This is a genomic window from Peribacillus sp. B65 (assembly GCF_058513295.1).
This window is the reverse complement of sequence record NZ_CP195840.1, coordinates 862,782-882,548: the sequence shown is the minus strand read 5'-3', so window position 1 is coordinate 882,548 and position 19,767 is coordinate 862,782. Positions and strand designations below refer to the sequence as shown.

Sequence of the window (19,767 nt, the reverse complement as noted above, 5' to 3'; positions counted from 1 at the left end):
GGATCCGAAGAAGGTGAAATGTGTTGAACAATATGAGAGTAGAAGAGGATGAAATCGGAAAGGTTGCAATTCCTAAAGGGGCTCTTTATGGAATTAACACAGTACGAACAATTGAAAATTTGTCGTTTTCAAATCGGACGCTTCAGCAATACCCACTATACGTGGAAGCCCTTTTAATCGTAAAAAAATCAGCTGCTGCAGCAAATGTAGAAGCTAAAGTGTTTTCAAAAGAAGTGGGTGAACAGATATCCTCTGCTTGCAATCACCTTTTATCTAGAGCAAATGGAGATCAGTTTTTAATTGATGTATTACACGGCGGCGGCGGGATCGGAACAAATATGAATGTCAATGAAGTGATTGCCAATTTTGCTAATGCAGCATTCGGTGTGGAAAAAGGCAGGTATACACCCATTCATCCAACAGAGCATGTGAATGCATCTCAATCTACTTCAGATGTTTGTCATACAGCGATCCGGATGGCGATAATCTCAAGTTTTCAATTATTAAGACAAGAAATGAATGATCTTATAGAAAAAGTGACGTTCAAAGCAAGTGAATTTAGTGATATTACCACAATTTCGCGAACATGTTTACAAGATGCCATGCGTGTTACATTAGGTGAAAAATTCAGTGGTTATGCAGCAATGTTGGAGCGCCGTCTCAAGCATATGGAAAAGGCTGTTGAACAATTGCACGCAATCAATCTGGGAGGAACGGTTATTGGCTCTGGTGTCGGTGCATCGGACAGATATCGAGATGTGATTGTTATGAAGTTATGTGAAGCATCGGGACTGCTGCTTCATCATCGGGAAAATTTATTTGATGCTGCTCAAAATATGGACGATTTAGCTGATGTGTCAAGTGAACTGAAACAGCTTGCATCTTGTTTGATTAAATTCGCTAAAGATTTACGATTGCTGTCATCAGGACCAGAAGCAGGGTTTGGTGAAATTGTACTTCCAGCAGTACAAGCAGGTTCATCGTTTTTCCCGGGGAAAATAAATCCGGTTATACCGGAAACACTCATTCAATGTTGTTTTCAAGTATTAGGTTGTGATCGTGTCGTCCAGTCTGCATTAGAACATGGTGAATTGGATTTGAATGTATTCGAAGGTGCAGCGGGAGTTAATATCTTAGATGCCATGAACATGTTTTCAACCATGCTGCCAAAATTCACGATGCTTTGTATAAACGGGACTACTGTCAATGCACAGAGATGTGAACAATTATCAAATGGTCTGATTCCACTGGTTGTGACCCTTAAAGAAAAATACGGTTATGCAAAAATTTCAACGATATTGAAAGAAAAAGGTCATGAAGGTGTAAAGGAACTTCTTTATAGCGGAGGGGAAACAAATGACACAAATCAATGAGCAAACTTTATTTAAAGGAATAGAGCAACCGAAATTAGAATGGGCAAAAGAATGGCTAAAACAAACGAAAAGACTCTATATAAATGGCGAATGGCTTGATAGTGCAAGCGGGGAAACGATTGAGACAATCAATCCTTCAAACGGTAAAGTTATCGGACAATTTCAAAGTGCAACAAAAGCTGATATTGATCAAGCTGTAGCAGCCGCCCGCCAGGCATTTGACCACGGCCCTTGGCGCGAATTGACACGAAAAGACCGCGCAAAAACTTTACGCAACATTAGTGCGTTAATAAAACAGCATCAAGCAGAGCTTGCAACGTTAGAGTCATTGGATAATGGAAAGCTTTATACAGAATCATTTAATGATGACGTGCAGGAAGCTTCAGATTTATTCGAGTACTATGCTGGATGGACGGATAAATACTACGGTGAAAACAACCCGGTGGAAGGAGATTTTTTAAGCTATACGACACGTGATCCGATTGGTGTATGCGGTCAAATTGTCCCGTTTAACTTCCCGATCGATATGGCGGCCTGGAAGCTTGCACCGGCGTTGGCGATGGGAAATACCGTCATTATCAAGCCATCGAGTACAACGTCTCTTTCAGCCATCCGTTTATTTGAAATCATTGATGAAGCAGGTATCTTACCAGCTGGGGTCCTTAATTTAATATTAGGAAAAGGATCGATTGGTTCTTACATTAGCCGTCATATGGATATTGATAAAGTTTCGTTTACTGGAAGTACCGGTGTCGGAAAACAACTTGTTCATGACTCGGCAGATTCTAATTTAAAACCAGTAACACTTGAACTTGGCGGGAAATCCCCAAACATTATTTTTAGTGATGCTCCGGATTTACAGGCAGCGATCGAGCGCTCGTTTTATGGATTATTTACACATAAAGGAGAAAAATGCTCCGCTCCAACCCGTTTACTAGTTCAACGTGACGTATATGATCAAGTGGTCGATAAAATTGCAACGTACGCTAATCGTTACAAATGCGGCAATCCATTTGATCCGGAAAGTGATCAAGGTGCCCAGGTATCTAAAGCGCATATGGAATCCATTTTGAAACATATTGAAAATGGCGAAAAGGAAGGTGCCCGGCTTGTAACAGGCGGTGAGCGCGATATGACGGGTGAAAATGAACACGGATACTTTATCCGCCCTACAATTTTTGCAGATGTAGATAATAAGATGTCAATTGCTCAAGAAGAAATTTTCGGACCTGTTTTATGCATCATTCCATTTGATACAGAAGAAGAAGCAGTTCGAATTGCGAACGATACTGTATACGGACTAGCAGCGGGTCTTTGGACAAATGATGTATCACGTGCAAACCGTGTAGCCAGAAAATTAGAAGCGGGCATGGTGTTTATTAATAAATACGGATGTTACGATTTTGCGAGTCCATTTGGCGGATGGAAACAGAGTGGTTGGGGCAAGGAATATGCGATTCACTCTCTGCAATCGTATACGAAAACAAAAGCAATTTGGATGGCTTATTAAACTATGAAGGAAGCTGGGGGACGAATGATGAAAATGAAAGCGGCAGTTATGACAGGTGTTGGGGCACCATTAGACATTCAAGAAGTGGATCTTGCAGCACCGAAATCAAATGAAGTGCTTGTCAAAATAGAAGCAACCGGTGTGTGCCATAGTGATTTAAATGCTTTAAATGATGCCTCGACGCCAACCCCGACTATTTTAGGCCATGAAGGAGCAGGTGTTGTTGCTAAGATTGGACCGAATGTAAAAAATGTAAAAGTTGGTGACAAGGTTGCATTAAGCTGGGTTCCTTATTGCGGTACTTGTGAGTTTTGTGTAACAGGCGCTGTTCACTTATGTGAGTCAGCTTTTGGGCCGATGTTTGATGGAACATTATTGGATGGAACGTCTCGATTAAGTAAAGAAGGGGCAACAATTTTTCATAACTCGCTTCTATCTACATTTGCTGAATATGCAGTAGTGCCGGAAATGTCTTGCATTAAACTTCCGGACGAAATGCCGATGGCACAAGCCTCTTTAATCGGTTGTGGGGTTGCCACTGGATATGGAGCTGCGGTAAATGCGGCAAAAGTCACTCCAGGTTCAACGGTGGCTGTGTTTGGAATAGGAGGTGTAGGTGTTAATGCCATTCAAGGTGCCCGAATTGCTGGGGCAGCCAAGATCATTGCATGTGATGTAAAACCTGCAAATCTTGAAATTGCGAAACGTTTTGGCGCTACTCATACAGTTAATGTCGCAAAAGAGAATGTAGAAGAAAAATTAAAAGCTTTAACAAATGGACACGGTGTCCATTTTGCGATTGATTGTTCAGGAAATACAAAGGCAACGGAAAACGCTTGGAAAGGGACAAGAAAGGGTGGAACGGTCGTAGTGGTCGGCGCCTTTAATCCTGATATGGCATTGAATTTGCCTGCAAGCGGCTTCCATCGTGTCGGGAAAATCCTAAAAGGGAGCTTCTATGGTGATGTACAGCCATTCCGCGATTTTTCGCGAATAGCCCAGCTTTATCTTGATGGCAAATTTATGTTGGATGAACTGGTCCTTGAGCGTATAAAGCTTAATGATATCAACACTGCCTTTGATGCATTCCATGACTGCAACTGCATTAATGTAGGGAGATCCGTTATTGAGTCTTCAACACAACCAGCTATTGACAACAGGGAATTTGAAAGTGAAAAGATTGGACCGGTAATATAAACAGCTCCTTTATCATCCAATCGACGGATGATGGATGGGCGAGCAAAGATTAGAAGTAGGAGGATATAACTTGAGTATTTCTTTTGAATTCATACCTAAAACGCAAATTGCATTCGGAATTGACCGCTCTTTGCAAATTGGAACAGATGTAAAGCGAATTAGTGGTCATAATAAAGCAGTTCTAATTACAGATCCCGGTGTAATGAAAGTTGGCCTTTCTGATATCATCGTGAAGGCGCTCGAGGATGATGGAGTGGAAACCATTGTCTTTAGCAATGTACAAAGTGATCCAACGGCAGCATCTATTGACGAAGCGGCAGAACTCATTAGGCGGTCCGGCTCTAAATGCGTAATCGGGTTGGGTGGGGGCTCTGCAATGGATGTAGCAAAGATGGCCTCCCTTGTGGCAGGAGCAGAGCATCCGGCCATGCATTATGCGCTAATGGCACATTCATTTGCACCGAAGAGCATTAAATCGATCATGATTCCCACTACTTCAGGAACAGGAGCCGAAGTGACAAGTACGGTTGTTTTTTCTACTGACGAAAAAAGAAAGGTGTGGGGATGGGATGCCGATATGGCACCCGAACTGGCCATTTTAGAACCGAAATTCACTGTAGCCTTGCCGGACTTCTTAACAGCTGCCACAACTCTTGATGCCCTTGTTCATTCGATTGAAGCATGCGCCGGAAAAAGATCGAATCCATTTATTGAAGCATTAAGCTTACAATCTATTCGATTGATAACCAAGCATTTTGAAACGGCGCTGCATAACCCTGCCGACCTGGAGGCGAGAGGAAATCTCGCATTGGCGGCAACCCTTGCAGGAATGGCCATTGAGCAAGGGGGAACCGGAATCGCTCATTGCATCGGTCATGCGCTCGGAACCCTGGGACGCATTCACCACGGCCGTGCGGTCTCCATTGCTTTAACTGCTGCATATGCATGGAACGCAGAAGAGTCCATTAAAATTCATGCTGAAATTGCCCGTGCTCTCGGAGTTAAAGAAGCGGGATTGACAGAGGAAGAACTAGCTCTGGCAGGTGCAGATGCATTTAATAGGTTAGTGGAAAAAAGTGGCTTGAAGATTTCCCTGCAAGATGATGGTTTAAGCCCGGCTGACATCGATAGCCTGGTTGAAATTGCATTTTCAGAGGAAAATACTCCAATGCGTCTAAATAATTGCCGTGTGGCAACCAAGGAAGAAATGAAACAGTTTGCCAGCAAGATTTTAACACCTTCACAAGTTAATGCTTAATAATAAATAGTTTAAATATTTTGGAAGTGTCTTATTCTTATAATTTCGAAATGGATGATGGTAAAAGCATCCGTTTCGAAATTAAGGTTGTAAGCGCTTTCCTTTAATTAGGAGGGTATTATGAAAAGTATCAGACACTTAGTGTTTTGGCCGCCGTTTTTATTACTGTTAGGCGCCGTTATTCTTAGCTTTACTAATAAGGAAGCGTTTATAAAAATAACGACTGATGCAAACAATTGGGTAATTGCAAACTTAGGAGGGGTGTTTAGTATAAGCGGATTACTAATGGTAATAGCGTGCATTGCTACTTACTTTTCTCCACTGGGAAAAGTTAAAATCGGCGGTGCAAATGCAAAGCCCATCTTGAGTTTCAAAAACTGGTTTGCTATCACTTTAACCACAACCATTGCCTCTGGGTTAACTTTCTGGGGGATTGTAGAGCCTGTATACCATGTATCAGCGCCGCCTGAGTCTTTGGGAATTGACCCAAATAGTCCAGCCGCGGCCATCTTTGCGATGTCGACGATGTACCTTCATTGGACAATTACACCTTATGCTATTTATTGTGTACCCATTATTGTTTTTGCTTTTACTTATTATAATATGCGTAAACCATATAGCTTATCGTCTACACTATCACCCGTACTAGGTAAGAAATTAGACGGGAAAAGCGGACAGGTGATTGACGCAGTCTGCTTATATACATTGGCTTTGGGTATGGCAGCCTCGATGGGTACGAGTACGATGAGTCTAGCTGGCGGAATCAAAAGTTTGACCGGAATTGAAAGTACACCGGTTGTTTGGGGAATTATCACACTCGTCGGAACGGCAATCTTTATTGTTTCTGCATCAAGCGGATTGACAAAAGGAATCCGGATACTATCTAATATTAACGTTAAAGCGTTCTATGCCGTTGCTTTATTCCTTCTTATTGCAGGTCCCACTTCTTATATGCTGAATTTAGGAACAGAATCGTTAGGTTACTACTTAACGCACTTTTTTGAGAAGAGTTTATTTACAGGATCTGCTGCTGGAGATCAATGGCCTCAATGGTGGACAACATTTTATTGGGCAAACTGGTTTTCTTGGGCAGCGATTACGGCTTTATTTCTAGGAAGAATAGCTTATGGATATACAGTAAAAACCGTAATCCTTGTTAACTTTATTTTGCCGGCGATATTCGGTGGCATTTGGATGACGATTTTTAGTGGAACATCCATTCAAATGCAAATGGAAGGGGGAGCACTCGCAGGGGTTTTGAATAACAGTGGTGCTGAATCAGTTTTATATGCAGTATTCGAAGCGCTTCCTTTTGCTCAAGTCGTTATCCCTTTTTATCTATTCATTGTTTTCCTATCATTTGTCTCGGGAGCGGATGCAAATACCGCAGCAATGGGCGGAATCAGTTCTACCGGTATCTCCCCAAAAAGTCCGGAGCCGGGTATTTTAATCAAAGCTACCTGGGGAATCACCGTAAGTTTTGTTTCCTGGATGATGATCAGCTTTGCCCAAATAGACGGGATTAAAATGCTCTCTAATCTTGGCGGTGTCCCTGCTTTGATATTAGAGCTCGGAGTATTGATTGCGCTCTTTAAAATCGCCAAATCTCCTGCAAAATATGATGTTAGTGATCAAAGCGGAGAAGACCAAGACTTAATAGATTTAGAGAAAAAAAGTGAAGTCATATAATTTTGGGAAGTTAAAAGAACCGGGACAGTCATGCTGCCCCGGTTTTCTTTGTGTAGTATTTTAGCATTTAGAAAAAGTTCTGGAATACCCTATCGAATTCTTTTCCTTCTTTCATTATACAGATTGATCAATTCTGCATTTTGCTCATTCATCTTTTTCACATTCTTATTAATCGTTGCCAATTCCCAAAGTACAGCCAATCCAAAGATTAGCATAAGCGTTAATAAATCCATTGTTGCCCTCCTATTGATGTTGTGTACCTTTAATTAAATGTTTCTTTTCACTTGGATTCATTTCCTTAACCCGGGAAGGCAAGTTCTTTCTTTGAAAATAATTGTTTTGAATCAAAGCATATATCACTAAAAAAGTTCCGAGTAATTCGTAGGATGATAGTGATCCTCCTTGGATAAAAACGATGGCCAACGTGGTGATTGGAACTAAATTGATAAATAGGATTCCATTGATCGGCGTTAAAAGTTTAATGCCTAAATTCCAGCTTAAAAGAGCTATGGCACCAGGGAAAATAATCATGAAAATCATCTCGCCATAAATGGATTGCATAACCTCTGCCGTAGGGACGGACAGGCCCATAGCCGTTGCGAGGAATGTTATGATCGCTGATACGGCTGTTCCTAAAATGCACGTTAAAGTCGAATAGCGAAGTGTTGACCATCCGTTGAATTGGTTACCGCCCATCGTATAAATAACCCACCCTATAACCCCGATAAGAATGAAAAGGATAGGGATGATGCTATCTTTCAATAAAAATACGAATGATAAGTTGCCATTGGTAATGACAAGAATGGCCCCTATCAAGGCAAGGAACATGCTGGCGATTGTATACTTCATGGGTCTGGCACTTTTGAAAACCCACAGAATTAAAATTGAAATCATGGGCATTAATGATTCCATGATGGAAGCAACAATTACCCCGTTATGCCCCAGTAAATCTTGACCTGCGAAAATGAGAAAGTTGTATACAGTGAACGCCATCGTCCCAAAAAACAATAATTTCTTTCCTTGCCCTTCCAGGCTAAAAGACTTCTTACCCTCTTTAATTAAAAGCAATATCCCTAAAATGACGCTAACAGCTAAATATCGCAAAAAAGCGAAATAAAAAGGATCAATATACATTAAGGCCCTTTCTGCAACTGGAAACATCGCTCCCCAAGAAATGCTGGCAGTCAAACATAAAAGTGCACCGATTAAAACTTGATTTTTTTTCATAAAAGCTTCCCCTCAAAAATAATGATTGATTTAATTCCTATACACACCTTATGATAAAGTCATTATCATGTAAAATGACTTAAAATGAATGTAATCATCATTATTAATGATAGTTGAGGAAGGGGGGCACTTTTATGGAAATGCGGGATTTGCAAATATTCCAGTGCGTCGCTAAATATGGCAGCGTAAGTAAGGCGGCTGTTGAGTTGAATTACGTCCAATCCAATGTAACGGCGAGGATTAAGCATTTAGAGCAGGAGTTACGAACGCCTTTATTCAATAGGCACAAACGCGGCATGTCTTTAACTGCAGAGGCCAGAAAAATGCTGGAGTATGTAAACAAAATTTTGCTAGATGTGGAAGAACTCAAGCAAGTATTCCTGGATAGTGAAACACCTACAGGGATATTGAACATCGGTACAGTTGAAACGGTCAGCGATCTTCCCAAGATTCTAGCTTCTTATCATAAACAGTATCCAAATGTCGATTTATCCATAAAGGCGGGGTTAACGGAAAACTTAATTAAAGATGTCATTGAACACAGGCTGGATGGCGCTTTTGTTACAGGACCGATTAAACATCCGCTCATTCAGCCATACGATGTATGTACAGAAAAACTTGTATTAGTTACAAGAAATGAAACATTTAACCTTGAAGAAATCATAACAGAACCATTTTTAGTATTCAGTCAGGGCTGTGGCTATCGCTCTAAACTGGAACAATGGCTGAGGGAAGAAGAAGTGATGCCCAAAAGGATCATGGAGTTCAATGTATTGGAAACGATCTTAACCAGCGTAACACTCGGTCTTGGCATTACTCTCGTACCACAATCGGCGGTAAACCACCTAACAAAAGTCCACGTGCATGCAATTCCGGAAGAATACCGCAATATCTCGACTGTCTTCATTCACCGTAAAGATGCTTATATGACAAACTCGATGAAAAGCTTCTTGCAAACGATTGAAGCTCATCATGAAAACCTATTTAAGCAAAACCCTGGACCTACTCCTGAGCTGATATGAAGGAGGAGCAGCAAATAGCTTTACATAGAATGATAGAGGATCGCTGAAACCAATTATTTTAGGCTGCGAAACTATTCATAAAAAGTAAAACATGGGGATACAGGGACAGCGATATAGCATAGTATGGTATTTATTATTGCTTCGGTTTCCTTATGCTTGTCGTTTATTAATCATGTTACTTCTAGAAAGTATTTTGGGAATTATTTAGACAAAAGCCAACGATTTCGTTGGCTTTTTGTCTGTACGATCATTTCAATTATCATACATTCAAATAACCTACTTAAACTAAACTGGTAGTTTAACTATAGAAAAATTGTATTACTTTTCATCAATTGGGAAAAAATATAAATAATAACAAGAAGGAGGGAACAGAGATGGAAGTAAATATGAGTGTTGAAGAAGTCGTGAATCAAATTTCTGACTTAGTAGAAAAAGAAGGGAAGCTACCTCGAAAGAAAGAGGTAAAGAAGTCAGATCCGGAGTTAATGAAGAATGCATTGTATTATTTTCCTAATTGGGATACTGCAGTAGAACATAGCATTGGATCTTAACGATAAACGATACATAAACATTTATTTTTCAATTAGTACATATAAGGCAAGGGAAGTTATGAAGGCCGCCAATTGGCGGCCTTTTGAACGTGCGATTCTTTACATTATCATACATTCAAGCACTCCCTATTCAAACTATCTATTGAATAGTTTACTTAAATAAAGATATAGACGCATCAAAGTGAATCGATCTCATATTTTCTTTTCGGAACGAGTGGAGTATCGATCTTTTTTAGTCGATAAAGTCTGATATTTCAATGAAGCATAGTGTAACTTTTTTCCATATGGGACCGTATAATAATTTGTTAAAACACAAGAAAAGAGGGTTCCAATGAAAAAGATATTGTTGATTTTGGCAGCCGTTTTTTTGGGAACAGGATTTAGTGCTTGTAAAGGAGTCCAGGAGGGAAATAAGGAATCTCCGCCAATTTCAGAAAAGCCAAATGATAATCCTAAGCAAACCGACAGGCAAGATGAAGATCCTTCAGGTGAATCGGTTGATGATCCGACAAAAGTTCTGCCAAATACGAAAACGGATACGATCATATTAGAAGGTATGGAAGAACCATTCCAATTCACGCTTCATCATAGTCAGGCATTGGGATTCTCAACCTACATCGTGGATGACATGGTCGTTGAAGAGGCTAGTTCTGGTGAAGGAGATGCAATGATTGTTTTTGCAAATTTTGCAGGCAAGAGAAATGAGGATGCCAAAGTTCAGATTTTTTCCAAAAGTGAGGGTGCGAATGCGACAATAGAAGAACAGGCGGAGTTTGCGAGGGAAGTTGTGATAAGCAACGGCTTTGAGATAAAACAGCGATCTGATAATTCGCCTAACCGATTTGATTGGTCTGAGGTGGAATTTGACATTAGTCAGAAGGGCAGTAATTATTCCATATTGGGTACAGTGTCGGTTTTTCAACATGGCGACCGCGTTTACTATGCGATCGTTCAATACCCGGAAGAATATGAAGAAGGCTTCATACCGCGGGTTGTAAAAATGTTTGATGATATCATATGGTATGAAGCAACTTGATAAATGAGTATCCGAAATTGGGTACACCATTTTAACAGAGAGTGGTAATATATTTGTCCGGTAAGGAATCCTGTTGAACGGTTGGGAGCTAGTTTGTCTACAGTCTGAGAGCAGCTCTTTTGCTGCTCTTTTTTCTATGATAGGATTGTCTGCTTTATTCAGATTAAGAAGGATAAATGATTGGGTTAGAGAATAATTAGTGATAGGATTTCGAATACGAATTTGATAGAAAATAGGTGAAGCAAGTGGAGTTGGATACATTATATAAGACATATCGACCGTTTCTTTTTTCCATCGCATACCGAATGCTCGGATCGGTTACAGATGCAGAAGATATCGTTCATGATTTATTCCTGCAGCTTAAGCTTGATACCGACGAAATTAAGGACATGAAAGCATATCTTGCTAAAATGACGACAAATCGCTGTCTGAATTACTTGAAATCAGCCCGTAAAAGAAGAGAGGTTTACACAGGGCCTTGGCTGCCAGAACCTCGGGTAAACGAAACAGATCAGCCTCTAGATAAGGTCGTAAAGGATGAAACGGTTGCATATGCCTTCCTCGTTTTGCTGGAACAGCTTTCACCTGTTGAAAGAGCGGTTTTCGTGCTTAGGGAAGCATTCACTTACAGCTATGAAGATATCGCCGAGATTCTGGAAAAGAATGAAGTGAACTGCAGAAAGATCTACAGCCGGGCTAAGCGAAAATTACAGAATGATAGGCCCGTCCATCCGGAGGATACGAAACATGTCGATCTTTTGGCAAAAAAATTCATAAAAGCATCTGCGACAGGAAACTTTGAGGAGTTTTTGGATCTTCTTACAGAAGATGTTGTCCTTGTTACTGACGGCGGAGGTAAAGTGCTTTCTGCATTAAACCCAATTGTAACCAGACAGCGCGTATCCGCCTTTCTTAAAGGCGTTTCCGCTAAAGGAGGCTTCATAGGAGAACTTCTTCCGGTGATGGTCAATGGCCAGGAAGGAATTTTGCAAATGAAAGAAGGAAAGCCTACCAAAGTCATCTGCTTTGAATTAGATCCAAAACAAAAAAATATCCGCAAAATCTTCATTGTCACCAATCCCGATAAATTAAATCATATTCCTGTGATAGATTGAGGGGTCTTTTTTTTTTGGATGTCACAAATCAAACCTCTATTTTGTCTTATAAGTGGAACCTAAAAAGATTTAATGGAGGAGATAGACATGGAACAACGGATTAACTACATGAAGACAAATCGTGAAGTGGTCAAATTAATGATGGGTTTGGAGGAGTACAAGAAAACAACGGAAATCGATAGCACATTAATCGAATTGATTAAAATTCGCGCGTCTCAAATCAATGGCTGTGCGTACTGCTTGGATATGCATACAAAGGATGCCCGGGCGATGGGTGAAACGGAACAAAGAATTTACTGTTTGAGTGCTTGGCGTGAAACACCATTCTATTCTGATTCGGAAAGGGCAGCGCTGGAATTGACGGAAGCGGTCACGGCCATTTCTGCAAACGGTGTACCTGATGAACTGTATGAGAGGGTCCGCCTTCATTTTGATGAAAAACAATATATCGATCTCGTTACCATAATCATCACGATCAATGGCTGGAACCGATTGGCCATTTCAGCCCAAAACATACCAGGGCACTATAAGCCTGTAATGCAAAAATAATGTCGTTATCAAAACCCCTTGTATGGTTACAAGGGGTTTTAATTGTAAAAACGTGGCTTTTTAATTATTTTTCTTTTTTATAAAAGCGTTCACCCGTATCAGGATTATAATACACCCTTGTTTTTTCTCCAGTCACGGGGTCTATATTTATTTCATCTGTCGATTGAAATCCATCAGGAACTTTTACACCGTGATTGCGTTTAAGCCGTTTATCATAGATAAAGTATCCAAGTAAAATGCATAAGATAACTATAATAATTTGTAATATATAGTACCCTATGATGAATTTCATTATATTTTCTCCACAATGACGGCGGTTCCATATGCAACAATTTCGCTCATATTTTTACCGATTTCCCCAGAATCATATCTCATCATTATAATTGCGTTTGCACCCATTTCATTGGCATTTTTTATCATACGGTCCATAGCTTCTTTTCTTGAATCTTCAAGCATCGCTGTATATTGCTTTATTTCTCCGCCTACCAGGGATTTTAACCCTGCCATGATATCGCCGCCAATCCCTCTACTTCTTACAATTAGACCGAAGGCAGGCCCTTTTACCTCTACAATTTTGTACCCTTCAATTTTTTCTGTGGTAACTACCAACACATTAATCGCCTCCGACTTATTTACTTTATTATGAAATTTTCCTGAACTGAAAGCATAAACAAATGATCCAAGTTCGCATGAAGTTTAAACATTCCCTTTAGTTCCTTTTTTATCAAGCGCAATAATCATTCCTTTAAATTTTACCATAATATAAGCTTTATCCCCCTTAACAATAGATAACATATTTCGGGTAAGCATAAAAAATCCCATTTCGCAGAAAAGAAATGGGATTAAATTTATTGGTGTTTTTACTGCTGATTTTTGATTGTTATATATGTGTGTAGATTTATGATGCTACTGTGAATGCCCATATAAGCTCTAATATGGGCTAGCTCTATAATATTAGTGTTTTGTAGGATTACATCAAGTAGTAAATAGTATCAACTTATAGGTAATAATGAAGGTCTCTCAAGAGTTTAGACTTAAAGGGCCTTCATCATTTATTTTTCTTTTTTTGAATTTGAGCGATTAAGATAAGTAATATACCTAAAATAAACAACGAGATAAATATATTGAAAGATTTTACATATCCTACTGGGAATAGTGCAGCACCAATTAATGATATAACCCCTAGTGTATAAAAAGTTCTGACTCTACTAATCATAACTCCTCCTATAAGTACTAAAAATAGCGGCTATTTATCTTTATTTCATTAAGAATTTCATACAATTTATTTTCATAGTGCAAGCTGATTAATTGTGATCTGGATGTAACATCTAGTTCTTCAAACATTTTATTTACATAGTTACGAACTGTAGAAACACTTATATTCAGATTATCCGCTATTTCTTTATCTTTGAGACCTTGAGTTATATTTTTTATTATTCGCAGTTCAACTTCATGTTGTTGTTCCCTGGTGATTAAAGATGATGTATCTGTTTTTATTATCTCTTCTATTAATAATTTCTCACGATACACATGTAACTCGTAGGAGATTTGATTAGCGAGCATTTCAGAAATCATTTCGAAATTTCCATTATCATCCTTTGTGATTATACCAACATACCCTTGCAATTCCTTATTTTTAATTTCATGGATCGGGGAAGATAAAACACTAAAATACTTCCCGGAGATTTGATTTTTAGTTTTTACAGTAGTATTTTGCAATGAACTTAAAACAAATGCATTATTTTCAACAGATTCTTTTATAACCAAATTACATATATCTTTATGTTCAAAATTACTCTTAGAGTATAAAACATTTAGCTCTTTATCAAAGATAAATATAGTAGTTTCAAAATTAAACTTGAAATTCTTAATACTATTCAATACTTTTTTACTGATATAAATGATTTGATTTTTCAATTCCATATTCATACCTCATACTTGTTCCTAAAATGAAATACCTGTTTACTCTCCTCGTTTCACAATAAACTATTTTACCTTGTGATGGGTTCCAAAAATGATGATTGCTATTTCAGAAATGATACGGCACGTCGGGTTTGGATTTTATTCAATTGCTAACTTATTTACACAGAGTATTGATGAAATTCTAAAAATAATGCTTATACACCCATCTCCTAAACCTAAAACAAAATTCGACAAGGATTTCATGGCTGGTGTAAGATGAATGAAAAAGCCAGAAATGGGGTGGATGCTTTGGTTGATTTATTACCGTCGCTGTTTGAAAAAGTGGGGATCATCGTAATTGCTGCATTCCTGCTTTCTTATATGAAACCCTTTCGGCAAATGATAGGCCATGAACATGAAATGTCGAAGAAAATCATGTTTATCGCGCTTTTTGGAACATTCGGCATCATAAGTAACTATACAGGAATCGAAATCGGGAACCATGCCATGCCGGAGGGTGATTGGCATGCTGATATTGCTCCCGATAACGCGATTGCCAATACAAGGATTATGGGCGTGGCAATCGGCGGTTTACTGGGGGGACCATTTGTTGGGTTGGGAGTAGGTTTGATTGCAGGGCTTCACCGTTATTTTCTCGGGGGTTTTACAGCGGGGGCATGTGCGATCGCCGCGATTTTAGCTGGGTTCTTATCGGGTTTTTTGGGTAAAAGGCGACGAGAGCATGGGATGATCACTCCTTGGTTTGCGCTGCCCATTTGCATGGCTTTGGAAGCGATTCAAATGGGCATTATCCTGTTGACTACCAAACCATTTGAAAGGGCGTGGGAGCTCGTACAAGTAATCGGACTTCCGATGATCATCATCAACGGGTTCGGGACTTTACTATTCATGCTCATCATTCAATCGATTACAAGGGACGAAGCACGGACACGGGCCGTACAAACGAATCTTGCGTTTTTGATTGCAGATCAGACTTTACCCTTTTTCCGGCAAGGTCTTAATCAAACTTCATGCAAAAGAATAGCCCAAATCATCTTGGGGCTGACTGAAGCCGATGCCGTGGCCATTACCAATGATCATAGCGTACTTGCCCATGTTGGCGCTGCGTCAGATCACCATGTCCCTAAGGTGGGAATAGCGACAGGCTTAACGAAAAAAGCCCTTGAACAAGGGAAAATAATCGTGGCCAAAACAAAAAAGGACATTTATTGTTTTCATGATCAATGTCAATTGCAAGCGGCCGTAGTCCTGCCGTTGCAGGTCCAACAGAAAACGGTCGGGACTTTGAAGATGTATTTCAAGCATCCGGATAAATTAGGCCAAGTGGAACAAGAGTTAGCTGAAGGATTGGCCAAACTATTTTCCACTCAATTGGAACTCGCTAAAGCGGAAATGCAAACGAAATTATTGAAAGATGCTGAAATTAAGGCATTGCAAGCACAGGTCCATCCGCATTTTTTATTCAATGCAATCAATACGATATCTGTTCTATGCAGGACGGATGTCGAGAAGGCAAGAAGTTTATTGCAGGAGCTCAGTGCTTTCTTTCGCTCTAATTTACAAGGGGCCCGCCAAATACTGGTGCCGCTAGAAAAGGAATTAGAGCATGTTAACGCATATTTATCACTGGAGCAGGCGCGTTTTCCAGATAAATATCATATCGACTATCGCATTGAGCCAAGGCTTAAGGAAGTTCTCATCCCTCCATTCACATTGCAGCCACTTGTTGAGAATGCGGTACACCATGCATTTCCACATGTGAAAAACAAAGGTCAAATCATCATCCGCGCATACTTTAAAGACGATGCGATGCGCATTGTTGTGGAGGATGACGGAAAAGGGATTCCGGGCGGGAGAATAGATGAATTGGGCAAGCATGCTGTAGAATCGGCTAAGGGAACAGGAACGGCGCTTCATAATATCAGTGAACGGCTGGAAGGGATCTATAAAGGTCAGGCCAGCCTCTCAATCGAAAGTGAAGCGGGACACGGAACCAAAGTGAACATATCAATACCACTCAACGAGAAAGGAGTATGGCAACGATGATGAAAGCATTTATCGTAGAGGATGAACCACTGGCTAGAGATGAATTGAAATATCTATTGAAGAGAAGCAGGCAAGTTGAAGTCGTGGGTGAGGCCGAGGGAATAGAAGATGCCATGAGGGATATCTCCCGCCTTAAACCTGAACTTGTCTTTTTGGACATTGAGCTTGCAGATGGCAATGGTTTGCAGTTGGCTAAGCAATTGGCGGAACTTGACCCCGCACCTTCGCTCATTTTTGCGACCGCTTATGATGAGTTTGCCCTCCAAGCCTTCGAGTTATATGCATTTGATTATTTATTAAAGCCCTTTAATGAAAAAAGGATACGTCAAACATTGGATAAGCTCATGAAGCAGCGTCAAATCGGGAAAGACGAATCCGGAACAGCAGCTCCCGCCAGCCGAATGGCGGTGGAACAGACAGGTAAATTGGCTGTAGTGATAGATGATCGGATCGTTTTGATCGACCGGGATCATATTTTGTTCATAGGACTCGTGGAAGGAAAGACGGTCATTAAAACCGGGGAAAATGAATATAAAATCGGCGACCCTCTCATCGTGCTTGAAAAGAAGCTCGATAAGCGCTCATTTTTACGGGTGCATCGCAGTTTTATCGTGAATGTTATCCATATATCAGAAATACAGCCTTGGTTCAACTCGACTTATAATCTCATTATGAGTGACGGCTCAAACATCCCGGTAAGCCGGACGTATGTGAAGGAGCTAAAGCAGCTGATCGGTTTTTAAAAATTTTCATAATTCTGCATTTTAGCTTCATCATAATGCAGTCCATCCCTCGATATCTGCATTATAACTTGAAAACCCATTGAATTCGCTTTCATTGTGATATCATTTTTTTACGATGTAAGTAATAGAGGGGGTTCAAATATGAATGCGGTTACAATTGTCATAGGCTCCATTTGTATATTAATGATTGCCTACCGTTTATACGGGACATTCATAGCACTTAAAGTATTAAAACTTGATGATTCCAAGCCGACTCCGGCCCATAAATTAGAAGATGGAAAAGATTATGTTCCAACAAATAAATGGGTGGCATTCGGCCACCATTTTGCAGCCATTGCTGCGGCTGGTCCTTTGGTGGGGCCGATCCTTGCTGCACAATTCGGGTATTTGCCAAGTTTATTATGGCTACTGATCGGGGCTGTAATCGGGGGGGCCGTCCATGATGCCGTCGTGCTTTTCGCGTCGATGCGTAAAGACGGCAAATCCCTTTCGGAAGTTGCGAAAGAAGAACTTGGACCTGTAGCAGGCTTCTGTACAGGACTCGCGATGCTTTTTATCATTACGATCACGATGGCAGGACTTTCAATGGTCGTTCTGCATGCTTTGGAAAATAATCCATGGGGGACGTTTGCTGTCGGGATCACCATTCCGATTGCCATGGGTGTAGGGCTTTACCATAAAAAAACCGGCAACCTGAAAGGGGCGACCATCGTCGGGTTCGCGCTCATCATGGCCGGAATTTTACTTGGTCCGAACATTCAAGGAACGGCACTTGGTGAATTATTGACACTTGAAGCGAGTACACTTGCCATCATTTTGCCGATCTATGCTTTCTTTGCTGCCGCATTGCCTGTTTGGCTGCTGCTGGCACCACGTGATTACTTGAGTACATTTATGAAAATCGGTGTATTTGCCGCATTGATTATCGGTGTTTTCGTCGTGAATCCAGAAATCCAGTTTCCTGCGTTTACCGAATTCATTAATGGCGGGGGCCCGATCGTAGCCGGTCCAGTTTGGCCTTTCATTTCAATAACCATCGCCTGTGGGGCGATTTCAGGATTCCATGCATTTGTCGGATCAGGCACAACTCCAAAAATGTTAAACCGTTGGAGTGATATCAAATCCGTTGGTTTCGGAGCGATGCTTGTCGAATGTGTCGTCGCCATCATGGCATTGATTGCTGCGGTTTCGCTGCAGCCAGGAGATTATTTTGCGATTAACTCCACACCTGAAGTATTTCAAACATTAGGCATGGAAACCGTACACCTTGACGAGCTCAGTGAAGAAATCGGCATTAATCTGGAGGGACGGACAGGCGGGGCAGTTACACTTGCTGTCGGCATGACCTATATTTTTACCGAAATACCCTTCTTTGACAAATTGGCTTCGTTTTTCTTCCAATTCGTCATCATGTTCGAGGCGGTGTTCATATTAACCGCAATCGATTCAGGGACACGTGTTGCCCGTTACTTAATCCAGGACTTCTTCGGGGAGTTCTATAAACCATTAAAACGAGTCGACTGGCTGCCGGGGAACATCTTCGCCAGCGCGTTAGCCTGCTTTATCTGGGGATACCTGCTTTACTCTGGGGACATCGGTTCGATCTGGGCACTCTTTGGCGTATCCAACCAGCTCATGGCTTCGATTGGACTCATCATCGGTGCGACCGTCGTATTGAAAATCGCAGACAAACGCTGGTATATCTGGACATGCCTAGTACCCCTTGCCTACTTATATGTAACCGTTAATGTAGCAGGGTACTGGATGGTGAAAAACGTATACCTGAACCCGGACTCTGCAGGATTCAGCATCTTGAACGGAGTATTATCGATTACCATGTTAATCCTAGGCTTGATCATTCTGGTTGCCGCCTTGAAAAAATGGCGGGAGCTTTGGAAAATACCTCAAGCAGAACTATTGAAAAGATCAGCATGAGCATAAAAAAATCCGGGCGGAAAACTGCCCGGATTTTTGTTCGTTGCGAACGGTAGAAAATGCCCTCAATACCGTTTCCTTAAAATTAAGACACCAAAACCTGAAAAAGGAAAGTATCAATAACCCCAACTTTGTTAATGATAGCAAATGAGGAGGTGTGATAAGATGGCAAAAGATGTTCTATGTGAAGTAAATAATTGTAAATATTGGGATTCTGGAAACAAATGCAGTGCAGATGCTATTTATGTTGTCAGCCATAAAGGGAACCAAGCATCAAATAGCAAAGAAACGGATTGCAAAACATTTGATCCAGAAATTTAAACAATCGGGGGTAACCATCAACTGGTTACCTTCTTTCATATTTATTATTGATAATAAAAATCATTTTCATTCAAGATTATAGAAATTCATATTATTTTTTCTTCATGGAATGGATATTTGGACGATATATTTGAGAGTTTGATCGATAAAATCGTGAAATTGATCGATAAAATCGAAAGTTTGGTCGATATATACTTGAGATTGAGCGATATATCGAGAATTTGATTGATATATACGTAAATTTGAACGAAATACTCAAGAATTCGCACTAT

The 19,767-nt window shown here is 40.5% G+C and carries 20 protein-coding genes; 14 read left to right on the top strand and 6 right to left on the bottom strand.

Annotated features, from left to right (window positions below):
• Positions 1–32: 32 nt before the first annotated feature.
• The 5 genes from ACSR9O_RS04455 to ACSR9O_RS04435 all read left to right on the top strand — a co-directional run bounded on the left by ACSR9O_RS04455 (position 33) and on the right by ACSR9O_RS04435 (position 7,027).
• Positions 33–1,373: a lyase family protein gene (locus tag ACSR9O_RS04455; RefSeq protein WP_491725442.1), complete on the top strand. Its 1,341-nt coding sequence runs from the start codon at positions 33–35 to the stop codon at positions 1,371–1,373.
• Positions 1,357–2,883 (top strand): aldehyde dehydrogenase family protein, encoded by a 1,527-nt coding sequence (locus tag ACSR9O_RS04450; protein WP_491723996.1) that lies wholly within the window; start codon positions 1,357–1,359, stop codon positions 2,881–2,883. The genes ACSR9O_RS04455 and ACSR9O_RS04450 overlap by 17 nt, the downstream gene beginning before the upstream one ends.
• Positions 2,884–2,910: 27 nt before the next feature.
• Positions 2,911–4,080 (top strand): Zn-dependent alcohol dehydrogenase, encoded by a 1,170-nt coding sequence (locus ACSR9O_RS04445; RefSeq protein ID WP_491723995.1) that lies wholly within the window; start codon positions 2,911–2,913, stop codon positions 4,078–4,080.
• Positions 4,081–4,150: 70 nt separating this feature from the next.
• The gene (locus tag ACSR9O_RS04440) at positions 4,151–5,338 is read left to right on the top strand and encodes an iron-containing alcohol dehydrogenase (protein ID WP_491723994.1); all 1,188 of its coding nucleotides are present in this window, start codon (positions 4,151–4,153) and stop codon (positions 5,336–5,338) included.
• Positions 5,339–5,458: 120 nt separating this feature from the next.
• Complete coding sequence (locus tag ACSR9O_RS04435) at positions 5,459–7,027, top strand: BCCT family transporter (protein ID WP_491723993.1); 1,569 nt, start codon at positions 5,459–5,461, stop codon at positions 7,025–7,027.
• An 89-nt stretch (positions 7,028–7,116) separates the two neighbouring features.
• Here the strand turns inward: ACSR9O_RS04435 and ACSR9O_RS04430 are convergent, their stop codons facing one another.
• Both ACSR9O_RS04430 and ACSR9O_RS04425 read right to left on the bottom strand, forming a co-directional pair.
• Positions 7,117–7,260 carry a YrzO family protein gene (locus ACSR9O_RS04430; RefSeq protein WP_230177156.1) on the bottom strand — a complete coding sequence of 48 codons (144 nt, stop codon included), beginning with the start codon at positions 7,258–7,260 and terminating at the stop codon, positions 7,117–7,119.
• A 10-nt stretch (positions 7,261–7,270) separates the two neighbouring features.
• Positions 7,271–8,254 carry a DMT family transporter gene (locus tag ACSR9O_RS04425; protein WP_491723992.1) on the bottom strand — a complete coding sequence of 328 codons (984 nt, stop codon included), beginning with the start codon at positions 8,252–8,254 and terminating at the stop codon, positions 7,271–7,273.
• A 134-nt stretch (positions 8,255–8,388) separates the two neighbouring features.
• On the opposite strand from ACSR9O_RS04425, the gene ACSR9O_RS04420 reads away from it, so the two are divergent.
• From ACSR9O_RS04420 to ACSR9O_RS04400, 5 genes are all read left to right on the top strand, one after another.
• Positions 8,389–9,276 carry a LysR family transcriptional regulator gene (locus tag ACSR9O_RS04420; RefSeq protein WP_230177159.1) on the top strand — a complete coding sequence of 296 codons (888 nt, stop codon included), beginning with the start codon at positions 8,389–8,391 and terminating at the stop codon, positions 9,274–9,276.
• A gap of 374 nt (positions 9,277–9,650) precedes the next feature.
• Entirely contained in the window at positions 9,651–9,827 is a 177-nt protein-coding gene (locus ACSR9O_RS04415) for a hypothetical protein (RefSeq protein ID WP_164468801.1), read from the top strand.
• Between the two features lie 331 nt (positions 9,828–10,158).
• Positions 10,159–10,863, top strand: a complete 705-nt coding sequence (locus ACSR9O_RS04410) for a hypothetical protein (protein ID WP_491723991.1) — start codon at positions 10,159–10,161, stop codon at positions 10,861–10,863.
• Positions 10,864–11,108: 245 nt separating this feature from the next.
• Entirely contained in the window at positions 11,109–11,978 is an 870-nt protein-coding gene (locus ACSR9O_RS04405; RefSeq protein WP_491723990.1) for an RNA polymerase sigma-70 factor, read from the top strand.
• 87 nt (positions 11,979–12,065) lie between these two features.
• Positions 12,066–12,527 carry a carboxymuconolactone decarboxylase family protein gene (locus ACSR9O_RS04400; RefSeq protein WP_434168677.1) on the top strand — a complete coding sequence of 154 codons (462 nt, stop codon included), beginning with the start codon at positions 12,066–12,068 and terminating at the stop codon, positions 12,525–12,527.
• 64 nt (positions 12,528–12,591) lie between these two features.
• Here ACSR9O_RS04400 and ACSR9O_RS04395 read toward each other — a convergent pair whose 3' ends face one another.
• The 4 genes from ACSR9O_RS04395 to ACSR9O_RS04380 all read right to left on the bottom strand — a co-directional run bounded on the left by ACSR9O_RS04395 (position 12,592) and on the right by ACSR9O_RS04380 (position 14,450).
• The gene (locus tag ACSR9O_RS04395) at positions 12,592–12,819 is read right to left on the bottom strand and encodes a hypothetical protein (protein WP_491723989.1); all 228 of its coding nucleotides are present in this window, start codon (positions 12,817–12,819) and stop codon (positions 12,592–12,594) included.
• Positions 12,819–13,139, bottom strand: a complete 321-nt coding sequence (locus tag ACSR9O_RS04390; RefSeq protein WP_402940787.1) for a YbjQ family protein — start codon at positions 13,137–13,139, stop codon at positions 12,819–12,821. Before ACSR9O_RS04390 ends, ACSR9O_RS04395 begins: the two co-directional genes overlap by 1 nt.
• Before the next feature lie 436 nt (positions 13,140–13,575).
• Positions 13,576–13,743 carry a hypothetical protein gene (locus ACSR9O_RS04385; RefSeq protein ID WP_157831104.1) on the bottom strand — a complete coding sequence of 56 codons (168 nt, stop codon included), beginning with the start codon at positions 13,741–13,743 and terminating at the stop codon, positions 13,576–13,578.
• Between the two features lie 17 nt (positions 13,744–13,760).
• Entirely contained in the window at positions 13,761–14,450 is a 690-nt protein-coding gene (locus ACSR9O_RS04380; protein WP_491723988.1) for a response regulator transcription factor, read from the bottom strand.
• 255 nt (positions 14,451–14,705) lie between these two features.
• Here ACSR9O_RS04380 and ACSR9O_RS04375 point away from each other — a divergent pair, with 255 nt between their 5' ends.
• The 4 genes from ACSR9O_RS04375 (at position 14,706) to ACSR9O_RS04360 (ending at position 19,495) form a co-directional block, all read left to right on the top strand.
• Complete coding sequence (locus tag ACSR9O_RS04375) at positions 14,706–16,496, top strand: LytS/YhcK type 5TM receptor domain-containing protein (RefSeq protein ID WP_491723987.1); 1,791 nt, start codon at positions 14,706–14,708, stop codon at positions 16,494–16,496.
• On the top strand, positions 16,493–17,239 hold the full coding sequence (locus ACSR9O_RS04370) for a LytR/AlgR family response regulator transcription factor (RefSeq protein WP_367408596.1): 747 nt from the start codon (positions 16,493–16,495) through the stop codon (positions 17,237–17,239). The genes ACSR9O_RS04375 and ACSR9O_RS04370 overlap by 4 nt, the downstream gene beginning before the upstream one ends.
• Before the next feature lie 141 nt (positions 17,240–17,380).
• A complete protein-coding gene (gene cstA / locus ACSR9O_RS04365) occupies positions 17,381–19,174 on the top strand; it encodes a carbon starvation protein CstA (protein WP_402940799.1) in 1,794 nt (597 codons plus the stop codon).
• Positions 19,175–19,339: 165 nt separating this feature from the next.
• Complete coding sequence (locus ACSR9O_RS04360; protein WP_065310844.1) at positions 19,340–19,495, top strand: DUF1540 domain-containing protein; 156 nt, start codon at positions 19,340–19,342, stop codon at positions 19,493–19,495.
• Positions 19,496–19,767: the final 272 nt, after the last annotated feature.

Coding starts and splice junctions, on each gene's coding strand:
- ACSR9O_RS04420 (WP_230177159.1), top strand. CDS start 8,389: ATGGAAATGCGGGATTTGCAAATATTCCAGTGCGTCGCTAAATATGGC.
- cstA (WP_402940799.1), top strand. CDS start 17,381: ATGAATGCGGTTACAATTGTCATAGGCTCCATTTGTATATTAATGATT.
- ACSR9O_RS04445 (WP_491723995.1), top strand. CDS start 2,911: ATGAAAATGAAAGCGGCAGTTATGACAGGTGTTGGGGCACCATTAGAC.
- ACSR9O_RS04360 (WP_065310844.1), top strand. CDS start 19,340: ATGGCAAAAGATGTTCTATGTGAAGTAAATAATTGTAAATATTGGGAT.
- ACSR9O_RS04435 (WP_491723993.1), top strand. CDS start 5,459: ATGAAAAGTATCAGACACTTAGTGTTTTGGCCGCCGTTTTTATTACTG.
- ACSR9O_RS04375 (WP_491723987.1), top strand. CDS start 14,706: ATGAATGAAAAAGCCAGAAATGGGGTGGATGCTTTGGTTGATTTATTA.
- ACSR9O_RS04380 (WP_491723988.1), bottom strand. CDS start 14,450: ATGGAATTGAAAAATCAAATCATTTATATCAGTAAAAAAGTATTGAAT.
- ACSR9O_RS04450 (WP_491723996.1), top strand. CDS start 1,357: ATGACACAAATCAATGAGCAAACTTTATTTAAAGGAATAGAGCAACCG.
- ACSR9O_RS04395 (WP_491723989.1), bottom strand. CDS start 12,819: ATGAAATTCATCATAGGGTACTATATATTACAAATTATTATAGTTATC.
- ACSR9O_RS04430 (WP_230177156.1), bottom strand. CDS start 7,260: ATGGATTTATTAACGCTTATGCTAATCTTTGGATTGGCTGTACTTTGG.
- ACSR9O_RS04385 (WP_157831104.1), bottom strand. CDS start 13,743: ATGATTAGTAGAGTCAGAACTTTTTATACACTAGGGGTTATATCATTA.
- ACSR9O_RS04415 (WP_164468801.1), top strand. CDS start 9,651: ATGGAAGTAAATATGAGTGTTGAAGAAGTCGTGAATCAAATTTCTGAC.
- ACSR9O_RS04425 (WP_491723992.1), bottom strand. CDS start 8,254: ATGAAAAAAAATCAAGTTTTAATCGGTGCACTTTTATGTTTGACTGCC.
- ACSR9O_RS04455 (WP_491725442.1), top strand. CDS start 33: ATGAGAGTAGAAGAGGATGAAATCGGAAAGGTTGCAATTCCTAAAGGG.
- ACSR9O_RS04400 (WP_434168677.1), top strand. CDS start 12,066: ATGGAACAACGGATTAACTACATGAAGACAAATCGTGAAGTGGTCAAA.
- ACSR9O_RS04370 (WP_367408596.1), top strand. CDS start 16,493: ATGATGAAAGCATTTATCGTAGAGGATGAACCACTGGCTAGAGATGAA.
- ACSR9O_RS04410 (WP_491723991.1), top strand. CDS start 10,159: ATGAAAAAGATATTGTTGATTTTGGCAGCCGTTTTTTTGGGAACAGGA.